The following is an 11,793-nucleotide window of genomic DNA, read 5'->3' as shown; positions in this document are numbered from 1 at the left end:
AGTGTCATCTCTTTGCTGGATGTAAATAGTTTTGATTCGATGCGCATAGGCCTTGCTTCCCCGGACAAGATCCGCGAGTGGTCACACGGAGAGGTCAAGAAGCCGGAGACCATCAACTACCGCACGCTGAAGCCCGAGCGCGATGGTCTGTTCTGCGAACGCATCTTTGGACCTACCCGTGACTGGGAGTGCCACTGCGGCAAGTACAAGCGCATCCGTTACAAGGGCATCGTCTGCGACCGCTGCGGCGTGGAGGTTACCCGCGCCAAGGTGCGCCGTGAGCGCATGGGCCATATTGAGCTGGCTGCTCCCGTGTCCCATATCTGGTACTTCAAGGGCATTCCCAGCCGCATGGGCCTTATCTTGGATATTTCCCCCCGTGCTCTGGAGAAAGTTCTCTACTTTGCCTACTATATCGTGCTGGATGCCGGTGAGACTGAGCTGGCCAAGAAGAGCCTGCTTTCCGAGAAGGAATACCACGATGCTCTCGACAAGTATGGCCGCACCTTCCGTGTGGGCATGGGCGCCGAGGCCATCAAGGAGCTTCTCGATGAGCTGGATCTGGAGAAGATGAGCGTGCAGCTCCGCAAGGAAGTGCGCACTACCTCTGGCCAGAAGAAAATCCGTGCCATCCGCCGTCTGGAAGTTGTTGAGGCTTTCCGCAAGTCCGGCAACAAACCCAGCTGGATGATCCTGGATGTGGTGCCGGTCATTCCTCCCGAGCTGCGCCCCATGGTGCAGCTGGATGGCGGCCGCTTTGCCACTTCTGACCTCAATGACCTTTACCGCCGCGTCATCAACCGTAACAACCGCCTGAAGCGTCTGCTGGATCTCGGTGCGCCGGATATCATTGTCCGCAACGAGAAGCGCATGCTGCAGGAGGCTGTGGATGCCCTGATCGACAACGGCCGCCGCGGTCGTCCTGTCACGGGTCCTGGCAACCGTCCCCTGAAGTCCCTCTCCGATATGCTGAAGGGCAAGCAGGGCCGCTTCCGTCAGAACCTCCTGGGCAAGCGCGTTGACTATTCCGGCCGTTCCGTTATCGTGGTAGGCCCGGAGCTGAAGCTCCATCAGTGCGGCCTGCCCAAGGAGATGGCTCTGGAGCTCTTCAAGCCCTTCGTCATGAAGAAGCTGGTGGCTTCCGGTGCCGCTCACAACATCAAGTCTGCCAAGCGCATGGTGGAGAGGGCACGTCCTGAGGTTTGGGATGTGCTGGAGGACGTCATCAAAGAGCATCCTGTGCTCCTGAACCGCGCCCCGACCCTGCACCGCCTGGGTATCCAGGCCTTCGAGCCGGTGCTCACCGAGGGCCGCGCCCTGAAGCTCCATCCTCTGGCTTGTACTGCATACAACGCTGACTTCGACGGTGACCAGATGGCTATCCATCTGCCTCTGTCTGCCGAAGCTCAGACTGAGGCCCGCATCCTCATGCTGGCAGCCAACCATATCCTGGCTCCCAAGGACGGCAAGCCTATCATCGTTCCCACCCAGGACATGGTGCTGGGCTGCTACTATCTGACCATCCTGCGTCCCGGCGCCAAGGGCGAGGGCAAGGTGGTCACCGGCATTGCCGAGGCCCTGCTGGCTTACCAGCAGCATGAACTTGACCTGCAGGCTGAGATCCAGGCCCGTTTGGGTGATAAAGGGCTGGTCAAGACCTCCCTGGGCCGCATGATCTTCAATGAGATCCTGCCTGAGGAACTGCGCCAGTATCATAAGGACAAGGAAACCGGCCAGTGGATCCTGGGCGAGGGCATGAAGAAGAAGCAGCTGGGCAAGCTGGTGGCTAACTGCTATAACCACTTCGGCGCTACCAAGACCGCTGAGGTCATCGATAACGTCAAGAATCTCGGTTACCACTACGCCTGCGTGGCAGGTATGACGGTGGCTATTTCCGACGTCATCGTGCCGCCCCAGAAGAAGACCCTGATTGCAGATACCCAGAAGGTGGTCAACAAGGTGGAGCGCCAGTTCGCCCGCGGCCTTATCACCGAGGACGAGCGCTATCGCAAGGTAGTGGGCCTCTGGTCCAAGACCACTGATGACGTGGCAGATGCCATGATGGACAACATGGACGCCTTCAACCCCATCTTCATGATGGCCGACTCCGGCGCCCGTGGTAACAAGCAGCAGATGCGTCAGCTGGCAGGCATGCGCGGCCTCATGGCCGATCCTTCCGGTAAGATCATCGACCTGCCCATCACGGCCAACTTCCGTGAGGGTCTGTCCGTATCCGATTACTTCATTTCTTCCCATGGCGCCCGCAAGGGTCTGGCAGATACCGCACTGCGTACGGCAGACTCCGGTTATCTGACCCGTCGTCTGGTTGACGTGGCACAGGATGTCATCGTCCGTGAGGAGGACTGTGACGTTTCCACCCTGAACCTGGTTCAGGCTCGTGCCCGCCTTTCTGAGTCCACTTTTGACGCGCTGGAAATCCTCAACGACAGCCTCATGGGCCGTCTGCTGGGGGCTGATGTGCTTGATCCTGAGACCAAGGAAGTGCTCTTGAAGCGCGACACCATCCTGTCCGAGGAAGAGCTTACCCTCATCGGTGAGAAGGAAATCCGCGAGATTATGGTACGCGGGTCCTCACTGGCTTCCGAGGCTGCCATCAGCAATGCCATGATCACCGAGCCCATCACTTTGGGCGAGCCTGATGAGGCTGCCCGCAAGAAGGCTCGTGAGACCATGATTCACGAGATGAACGGCAAGGAAATCACCCGTGATGTGCTGGCCCTGGACGGCAGCGTAGTGCTGCCTGCCGGTGAGCACCTCACCGAGGAGATTTTCGAGACCATCATGGCTTCCGATGCCAAGGAGCTCCATGTCCGCGACAACAACGTCCGCGGCATTGAGGTTGAGGCTATCATGGAAGGCGATGGTGTCATCGAGTCTCTGGCAGAGCGTATCGTGGGCCGTGTGCTGGCTGAGGACATTGACGATCCTGAAACCGGCGAGCGCATTGCTTCTGTCAACGACAGCGTGGATGAGGACCTGGCCAAGCGCATTGAGAAGGTCCGCAAGACCGTTTCCATCCGCAGCGTGCTGACCTGTAAGTCTCAGTTCGGCGTCTGCATGAAATGCTATGGCCGTGACCTGGCTAACCAGAGCGAGGTCGAGATCGGCGAGGCTGTTGGCATCATCGCAGCCCAGTCCATCGGCGAGCCTGGTACTCAGCTTACCATGCGTACCTTCCACTCCGGCGGTGTGGCCGGTGACGATATCACCCAGGGTCTTCCCCGTGTCGAGGAGCTCTTCGAGGCCCGTAAGCCCAAACATCATGCCATTATTGCTGAAATCGAGGGCGATGCCCAGGTGGAGGACAACGGCAAGGGCATGCGCAAGGTCACCATCGTGCCTGCTGAAGGCGAGGCACGCGAGTATGCCGTGCCTTATGGCGCCCGTATGGCAGCTAAGCAGGGCATGCACATGAAGCCTGGTGACAAGATTACCGAGGGTTCCGTGAACCCCCATGACATCCTGCGTGTCTGCGGCCTCCAGGCCACCCAGCGCTACCTGGTTTACGAAGTGCAGAAAGTGTACAAGTCCCAGGGCGTTGAGATCAACGACAAGCACATCGAGGTCATGGTGCGCCAGATGCTCCACAAGGTGAAGATTGAGGAGTCCGGTACTACGGACTTCCTGCCTGGCGAGTACATCGACATCAACTCCTTCGAGACTGCCAACACCAAGGCTATCGAGGAAGGCGGTGAGCCCGCAGTGGCCAAGCCCATCCTCCTTGGTATCACCAAGGCTTCCCTTGCTACGGATTCCTTCCTGTCAGCGGCTTCCTTCCAGGAGACCACCCGTGTCCTCACGGATGCTGCCATCAAGGGCAAGGTCGATCCGCTCATCGGCCTTAAGGAGAACGTCATCATCGGCAAGCTCATCCCTGCCGGTACCGGCATGAGCCGTTACCGCGGCCTGAAGGTTGTGGACAACGACCCGAAGCCGGAGGAGGCTGCTGAGGAAACAGATGTAACTACTGCCTAAGCAGAGAAATTGCATAGATGATTTATTGCCCCTGGAAAGGCTAGTTTTCCGGGGGCATTTTTCTGCTTTTATGAGAAAAAGTACTTGAGGAAATTTACTCAGAGAAATTTTATTTATACAGGCAGGGATTTTGGCTTCTGGTAGCGAAATGTACTTTAAAATATTGCTGAGAAGTAGCATAGCCAATGCAGATTCATAAAGAAGTAGGTGAGCCTTTGTGGAGAAAGTGAAAGTAATGGTCGTCGATGATTCCAAGGTCAGTCGGGCCATGCTGGAAAGAACCCTGGCCAAGACTAACTTTGAAGTGGTAGCGATGGCCAGAGATGCCGCGGAAGCGGTGAAGATGTACGAGGAATACAATCCAGCCGTGGTTACCATGGATATGAACCTACCGGACGCTGACGGCATCGAGTGCTCCAGGCGCATTCACGCCTTAGACCCTGAGGCCAAGATCGTCATGATCAGCGCCATGAAAGATGCCAGCCTGGTGGCCAGGGGACGTGAGGTAGGCATAAGCGCTTTCTTACAGAAGCCGGTAAGTCCCAACGAACTTTTGGATACGCTGATGATTCTCTGCCAGAACAAGGCAGGGAAGGTGGCAGTGCTTCGGGAATCTTACGCAAAACCATTTATGCGTGCCCTCCAGCAGGGACTCTTCAGCCTCATAGGAGTTCACAGCGAAGTGGAGCTTGAGCTGGACGATAGGCGCTTCCTGGAGGTTTCCGGGGTGGCAGTCATCATCGGCCTTACAGGCTATCCCAGCGGCAGGGCTATTGTCTATATGGAAGCAGAGACCATGAGGAAGTTCGCCATGGTCATGCTGGAAGAAGAGGGAGCGGAAAGCGTTGGCGATGATGAAGCCAGCGAATCTGTGGAGGAAGCAGCCAATATCATTGTGGGCAGAGGTGTTTCCAATATCAATGATGTATTCAAGGACAAGGAAATGCGCATCACACCGCCGGGCACCATCTGCGGTGTGGACATCCGCATAGCCAGTCCCAAGCTCACAACCTTCCGTGTGGTTGCCAAGACCCGTATTGGCGATATCAAGATGAATATTGGCTTTGCGGAAGGAGAATGATAGTATGGACGCAAAATTAGTTAATCCTTTCGTTGACGCATTTACCACCGTCATGCCCCAGATTGGCTTCCCTGAGCCCAAAAGGGCCAAGCTCTATGTCCGGGACCAGAATGCCGTGGGCCTGGGGGTATCCGTGGTGGTGGGCTTTACCAAGCAGATTCGCGGCAATGTAGTATACAATATGGAAGAGGAGACGGCAAAGTACATCGCCTCCACTATGATGATGGGCATGCCTGTAGCAGAGTTCGATGCTATGGCTCAGAGCGCCATCTCAGAAATGAGCAATATGCTCACGGCCAATGCAGCCACCAATCTTACGGGCATGGGCTTTGAGGTGGATATCTCCACGCCATCTCTGTCCATTGGCAAGAATTTCCAGGTGAAGATCAGCGATGCCCAGTACCTTACGGTGGAAATGGATTTAGGCGGCCACATTGTGGAGCTGGATATTGCTGTAGACCAGAACAACTGATGCAAAACATGAAATGCCTTCCTGCACAGTAGGGTTGATGCCTTCGCAGGAGGGCTTTTTCTGTGGCAACAGAAATTTTTTCAAAAAAAGTGCAGAAAAAGTAAATTTACCTGTTGACACTGTTGGAGTACACTGCTATAATAATCCATGTCGTCGGGGCGTAGCGCAGTTTGGTAGCGCGCTTCCTTGGGGTGGAAGAGGCCGTGGGTTCAAATCCCGCCGCTCCGACCATTATGAATGGTCAAGGTTCTGCACTTAGTGCAGAGCCTTTTTTGTTGCCTTCCCCAGAAGGGAAGGTTTTCTTATAGGCAAAACAGTCTAAACATTGTTGACATTCTGGCTGATTTCTGGTAGTATATGTAAAAAGAGGGGTGCAGCCTCCCGGGAATGGTAATGCTAGCCGAAGGGAAGCGGAGCTCTTGCCGTGGATTGGTAGACTGGAGCGCAAAGGAGGGGGACGTCCGATGGGCCCGTAAAACGATCCCAATGGCAGATATGAGAACGGAAAATAGCATATTGAAGAGGCCGGCAGCCGGTCAGGTGGACGCACCCGTAAGGCTTGCCGGTTTTCTTATGGAAATACAGAAAATGGCCTTTTGCTTGCCATTATTTGTAATTATTTCTTTGTGAAAGTGTAAACATGTAACCTATAATTTGCCCTCGGGAATTGACAGGGGGCAGTGCCTGTGTTAAGCTTTTGAAAATATATTTTCCAAGTCTAAAGAAAGAAGGGGTTACGTTGGCATTCTATTTCAAGGAACCATCACATACGTTCGGGGAGTATCTTTTGGTACCGGGCTATTCGTCTGAGCAGTGCATCCCGGCGAATGTGTCCCTCCGCACGCCGCTGGTGAAGTTCAAAAAAGGCGAGGAACCCAAGCTCTCCATGAACATCCCCATGACGTCTGCCATCATGCAGTCCGTGTCCAATGACACCATGGCCATTGCCCTGGCCAAGGAGGGTGGCGTTTCCTTCATCTATGGTTCCCAGACCATTGAGGAAGAGGCGGCTATGGTGGCAAGGGTCAAGAGCTACAAGTCCGGCTTTGTAAGCTCTGATTCCAATATCAAGACCACCACCACCCTGGGCGAAATCCTGGCTCTCCTTGAAAAGACCCGTCACTCTACCATGGCCGTCACCGAGGACGGAACCTCTAATGGCAAGCTGCTGGGCATTGTCACCAGCCGTGACTACCGCATCAGCCGCATGAGCCTTGATACTCAGGCTGGTACCTTCATGACCCCCTTCGAGAAGCTGATTTGCGCTGATGCTGATACCACCACTCTTTCCCAGGCTAACGACCTCATCTGGGAGCACAAGCTGAATATGCTGCCTCTGGTGGACAAAGAGCAGCGCCTCCGCTACATGGTATTCCGCAAGGACTACACCGACAGCAAGGAAAACAAGTTCGAGCTGTTGGACAAGGACAAGCGCTATATTGTGGGCGCAGGCATCAACACCCGTGATTATGCCGAGCGCGTGCCGGCCCTGCTGAAGGCTGGTGCAGATGTGCTCTGCATTGACTCCTCTGAGGGCTTCTCCGAGTGGCAGCGCATCACCCTTAAGTACATCCACGAGAACTTCGGTGAGGATGTGAAGGTGGGTGCAGGCAACGTAGTGGATGCTGATGGTTTCCGCTTCCTGGCTGAGGCTGGCGCAGACTTCATCAAAGTGGGCATCGGCGGCGGTTCCATCTGCATCACCCGCGAGACTAAGGGCATTGGCCGCGGCCAGGCTACGGCTCTTATCGATGTCTGCAAGGCCCGTGACGAATACTACGAGGAGACTGGCGTCTACATTCCTGTCTGCTCTGACGGCGGTATCGTCCACGATTACCACATGACTCTGGCACTGGCCATGGGTGCTGACTTCCTGATGTTGGGCCGCTACTTCTCCCGCTTTGACGAGAGCCCCACGGCCAAGATCAAGCTCAACGGCAACTACTACAAGGAGTACTGGGGCGAAGGCTCCAACCGCGCCCGCAACTGGCAGCGCTATGATTTGGGCGGCGCCAAGAAGCTTTCCTTCGAGGAGGGCGTAGATTCCTATGTGCCCTATGCTGGTACTCTCAAGGACAATGTCATGACCACTACCGCCAAGATCCGTTCCACCATGTGCAACTGCGGTTCCCTCTCCCTGCCCGAATTCCGGGAGAAGGCCCGTCTGACCCTGGTGTCTGCTACCTCCATCGTGGAGGGCGGCGCCCATGACGTCATTAAGCGTGACCAGCTGGGACGCGACTGATAGCAAAAATATCATATTGAGGGTTCGGAGCACAGGCATAGCAGCGCTTCACTTGTGCCCCTCACTCACTTTTTAACTCAAGAGCACCGCAAGGTGCTCTTTTTCATTAGAATTTCAAGCGTAGCGCAGGTCAAAGGTTTATAATGATAAGAAGGCTGTTGGTTGCTTTTTGTTGCGACTGGCACCGGAGACGAAAATTCTAGGAGGCAGATAAGATATGCGGGTTCTATTGGCAGAGGATGATAAACGCTTAGGCAAGCTTATACAATACATGTTGGAACAGAACAATATCCAGGTGGAATGGGTCACCAATGGCAGCGATATCTATGAATACGCCATGTATGCCGATTATGATATCCTGGTGCTGGATTGGATGATGCCCGGGGAGAACGGCGTGGACGCCTGTGCCCGGCTCAGGCGGGACGGTTACGAGCGGGCTATCCTCATGCTCACCGCCCGCGATTCTGTGGAGGACCGGGTAACCGGGCTGGATGCAGGGGCTGATGATTATCTGGTGAAGCCTTTCGAGTTTGCAGAACTCCTGGCCCGCCTGCGCGCCCTTGGACGTCGCAGCACCCAGAAGATCCAGCAGGATGTGGTGGAGGTGGGGGATTTCACCCTGAACCGCACGGCCAAGGTCCTGAAGAAAAAGGATCAGGTTATCCAGCTTTCTCCCCGGGAATTCCAGATATTTGACCTGCTGGCCCAGAATATCGGCATTGTGGTGCCCAGAGATATCATTCTTGACCGCATCTGGGGGCTGGAATCTGATGTCAGTTCAAACAACATTGATTCCTATATGAAAATCCTCAGAAAGAAACTTGATACCGGTGACGGACAGACTGTCATCAAGACCGTCCGCGGTGTAGGCTATAAGCTGGAGGCTGGTGCCTGATGGCCATTTCCGAGAATCTTTTCGGCCGCAGCCGCCAGCGGCTTACGATGCTTTATTCCCTGGTGATGATTGTTTTCCTGGCGGTGATTCTCTTTGTGATGCACCGCTCCATGGAGTGGTCTATCACCTCTGAGCAGGCCAGGGAGCTTCTTGATACTGTTGAGAATGTCAGCGATGCCCAGAATTACCTCAACCAGCATCCGGAGCTGGTGATAGATGACAGCGTGGTGTACAAGAGCACCAATGACAGGCTTTTCTTCTATGTTTTCGCCGAGGACGGGCGGCTGCTGAATTTTTCCCGGGCTTCTTTCCGCATTGAGCCCTTTATCCTTGACGTGATGCAGGACTGGAGCCTGCCGGAAGGAGAGGTGTCCGTCTTTACCAAGACAGGGGAAAATGGGCATAAGAGCAAGATCATGATGACTGCCAAGGAGGTCACGGGCACCTGGAATGGTGCTACAGGCCAGCGGGTTTATGTGGGCAAGGACGTCACTGCCATGTACAACGGCATGGAAAAGTCTACCTATGCCCTGGCTATCGTTGGCGTGGTGGCCCTGCTGATTGCTGCAGGGGTGGGTCATATCCTTTCAGGACGTGCCATGATACCCCTCAAAACCGCTTACGAAAAGCAGCGTCAGTTTGCAGCAGATGCTTCCCATGAGCTCAGGACCCCCCTGGCGGTGGTCATGGCTTCGGCTGAGCTCCTGCAGAATGACCCCAGCATACAGTCCCCTTTCCTCAAGCAGGTCATTGAGGATGTGCGTGATGAGGTCAAGAAGATGACCAAACTGGTCAGCGACCTGCTGGTGGTGGCAAGGAGTGATAATAAGGCCTTGAAGCTGAAGCCTCAGAAATTTGACCTGGCGGGACTGATCGAGCAGACTTCCCGGCTGATGCAGCCTTTGGCAGACCAGAAGCACATCACCCTCAACACCTACAATCTGGAGAGGACGGAAATACAGGCTGATGAGCAGAAGATTCGCCAGCTGATTCTGATTCTGGTGGATAATGCCGTCAAGTATACTCCGGAGGAAGGAACGGTTACCGTGTCTCTTCTCAAAGCAGAAAAGGGACGGGTGAAGTTTGCTGTGGCCGATACTGGCATTGGCATTGCTCCCGAGGATCAGGAAAAGGTCTTTGACCGCTTCTATCGGGTGGATAAGGCCCGCTCCCGTGAGATGGGGGGCAACGGCTTAGGCTTGGCCATTGCCCAGGAAATAGTGAATCTGCACAAGGGGCATATCCGCATAGAGAGCGCTTTGGGGAAGGGCACCACCTTTATAGTGGAGCTTAAGGCCCGCCTCACCAACAAAGGTTGGGCAGGGCTTACCCGTCAGGAAGAAAAGCCGGCGGAAGTATGAGAAAAAAATTCCTTTAAGCAGGAAACAGAGATATAGAATGCGAATATATGCCCAAATGCTCAAAGATGAGCGATGGGGAGGCGTTTGCAAGATGGGGAGAGTGAGTCTCGCTTGTGACATGGAGGTGCTTGGCTTGAAGCATGGCGGTTTTGAGGAAAGGCTTGATGGCATACTGACCAGGGCCGCCCTGCGTCTTCAGGAGCGTATGCGCCTGGCCTATTTCCGGGGCGAGCTCATAGATTATCTGGGCAAGCTGGGACTGAAGGAAGAGATAGACGAGTCGATTCTTGAAAGGGAGAGCCTGCTGGAACTGCAGGATGAAGCTGTGCTGGTGCTGGCCAGGAAAATCCGCTATGCCCGAAAACAGGGCTTTTTGAAGGATTACCTGAAGCAGGTTAATATGATGGAGATCCTTTATCTGGAGAAGGAAAGGCAGACCAAGGGCAGGGGTAATCTCAAGCCCATGCCCGCAATCCATAGCGTGGAGCGGGAAAATCGAGATTCCGCTCAGGCAATCCAGGACAGGGAGCTGCGCTTGCAGCGGTTCAAGGTGATAAAATAACATAATGGCGAGACCTCCGAGCCGTGGGCTGGGAGGTCTTTCTTTTTTGGCTTCGCATAAAGCAGAAAAGCCGCCCTTACGGGCGGCCTTGGCCAATCAATCTTCGGTTGCAACGTGCTTTTCTGTGATGAGTATCTTGTCAATCCTGGCTCTGTCCATGTTCAGCACTTCAAAGGTATAACCCTGCCAGTCTTTCTTTTCACCTACTTTTGGTATATAGCCGAAGCAGGAGGTCAAAAATCCTCCCATGGTCTGGTAGTGGTCGTGGTCTTCATCGGGCAACTCTTCGATTTCGAAGCGCTCCTTGAAATCATCAATGGAGTAGAGGCCGTCCACCAGCCAGGAATGGTCATCGCGGGCGGAAATCTGGGGGGCGGTGGGTTCACCTACGGCGATGGTGTCGCCTATGATTTCTTCCAGAATGTCCGTGAGGGTCACGAAGCCCACCACGCCGCCGTATTCGTCCAGCACCATGGCCTCGTGTATGTCGCTGTCCTTCATCTTTTCCAGCACCCGGAAGGTTTCCATGGAACGGGGCACGAAGATGGGCTTGTGGATGTACTGGGCCAGGTCAAGGGACTTGCGGGAAAGGCTGGCATCCAAGAGCTCTTTGGCATAGAGGACGCCGCAGAAGTCATCAAGGCTGTCCCGGCCCACGGGGAAGACCGTCTGGGCGGTTTCCCTTATGAGCCTCAGGTTGTGCTTCAGGGGATCCGCCAGGTCCAGCCAGAGCATTTGGGGGCGGGGGGTCATCAGAGCATAGATGGTCTGGTCGCTCATGTGGAAGATATTGTCCACCATGGCCTGCTCTGTCTTTTCAAAGGTGCCTTCCTCCGTGCCCTGCTCAATGAGATCCTTGACTTCGTCTTCAGTGACGCTTTCCTGAGATTGGGGATTATGGCCTGTGAGCAGCAGCAGCAGCTTGGCCAGGCCGGAGGTGAAGATAAGCCAGGGAGAGGAAAGGGCAGAGAGCCATTTCAAAGTCCTGGGGGTATGGGGGGCGCCGTCTTCGTCCTCGCTGGCTTTGGGCAGGAAGCCCTTGAGAGTCAGGGTGAGGCAGGCGGCAAAGGAAAAGATGAACAGGACCGATAAAAGTAAGACGGTGATTTTCAGCCAACTATTAGGGTCAGGATTATCCAAGATATACACTCCTTAATGGTGAGAAATTGCTTCAGTTTCAG

8 protein-coding genes and 1 tRNA gene are annotated in these 11,793 nt (G+C 54.8%); 8 read left to right on the top strand and 1 reads right to left on the bottom strand.

The features are described from left to right. The first annotated feature begins 12 nt into the window (after positions 1-12). The 8 genes from rpoC (at position 13) to P159_RS0114525 (ending at position 10,612) form a co-directional block, all read left to right on the top strand. A complete protein-coding gene (rpoC, locus tag P159_RS0114565; protein WP_029545176.1) occupies positions 13-3,996 on the top strand; it encodes a DNA-directed RNA polymerase subunit beta' in 3,984 nt (1,327 codons plus the stop codon). A 217-nt stretch (positions 3,997-4,213) separates the two neighbouring features. Beyond that, the gene (locus tag P159_RS0114560) at positions 4,214-5,077 is read left to right on the top strand and encodes a response regulator (RefSeq protein WP_029545174.1); all 864 of its coding nucleotides are present in this window, start codon (positions 4,214-4,216) and stop codon (positions 5,075-5,077) included. A gap of 4 nt (positions 5,078-5,081) precedes the next feature. Next, positions 5,082-5,549 (top strand): chemotaxis protein CheX, encoded by a 468-nt coding sequence (locus tag P159_RS0114555; protein ID WP_029545172.1) that lies wholly within the window; start codon positions 5,082-5,084, stop codon positions 5,547-5,549. Positions 5,550-5,703: 154 nt separating this feature from the next. Further along, a tRNA-Pro gene (locus tag P159_RS0114550) sits at positions 5,704-5,780 on the top strand. A gap of 508 nt (positions 5,781-6,288) precedes the next feature. Further along, on the top strand, positions 6,289-7,794 hold the full coding sequence (locus tag P159_RS0114540) for an IMP dehydrogenase (RefSeq protein ID WP_029545168.1): 1,506 nt from the start codon (positions 6,289-6,291) through the stop codon (positions 7,792-7,794). A 217-nt stretch (positions 7,795-8,011) separates the two neighbouring features. Next, positions 8,012-8,689, top strand: coding sequence for a response regulator transcription factor (locus tag P159_RS0114535; RefSeq protein WP_029545166.1), 678 nt, complete (start codon positions 8,012-8,014; stop codon positions 8,687-8,689). Beyond that, positions 8,689-10,050: an ATP-binding protein gene (locus P159_RS0114530; RefSeq protein ID WP_051650389.1), complete on the top strand. Its 1,362-nt coding sequence runs from the start codon at positions 8,689-8,691 to the stop codon at positions 10,048-10,050. Before P159_RS0114535 ends, P159_RS0114530 begins: the two co-directional genes overlap by 1 nt. A gap of 91 nt (positions 10,051-10,141) precedes the next feature. Continuing rightward, on the top strand, positions 10,142-10,612 hold the full coding sequence (locus tag P159_RS0114525; protein WP_185753761.1) for a hypothetical protein: 471 nt from the start codon (positions 10,142-10,144) through the stop codon (positions 10,610-10,612). A gap of 96 nt (positions 10,613-10,708) precedes the next feature. Here the strand turns inward: P159_RS0114525 and P159_RS0114520 are convergent, their stop codons facing one another. Continuing rightward, the gene (locus P159_RS0114520; protein WP_318253597.1) at positions 10,709-11,752 is read right to left on the bottom strand and encodes a hemolysin family protein; all 1,044 of its coding nucleotides are present in this window, start codon (positions 11,750-11,752) and stop codon (positions 10,709-10,711) included. Positions 11,753-11,793: the final 41 nt, after the last annotated feature.

The sequence above is a fragment of the Selenomonas sp. AB3002 genome, assembly GCF_000702545.1.
Taxonomy (GTDB): domain Bacteria; phylum Bacillota; class Negativicutes; order Selenomonadales; family Selenomonadaceae; genus Selenomonas_B; species Selenomonas_B ruminantium_A.
This window is presented reverse-complemented; position numbering and strand designations above follow the sequence as displayed.

Coding starts and splice junctions, on each gene's coding strand:
- P159_RS0114555 (WP_029545172.1), top strand. CDS start 5,082: ATGGACGCAAAATTAGTTAATCCTTTCGTTGACGCATTTACCACCGTC.
- P159_RS0114535 (WP_029545166.1), top strand. CDS start 8,012: ATGCGGGTTCTATTGGCAGAGGATGATAAACGCTTAGGCAAGCTTATA.
- P159_RS0114530 (WP_051650389.1), top strand. CDS start 8,689: ATGGCCATTTCCGAGAATCTTTTCGGCCGCAGCCGCCAGCGGCTTACG.
- P159_RS0114525 (WP_185753761.1), top strand. CDS start 10,142: ATGGGGAGAGTGAGTCTCGCTTGTGACATGGAGGTGCTTGGCTTGAAG.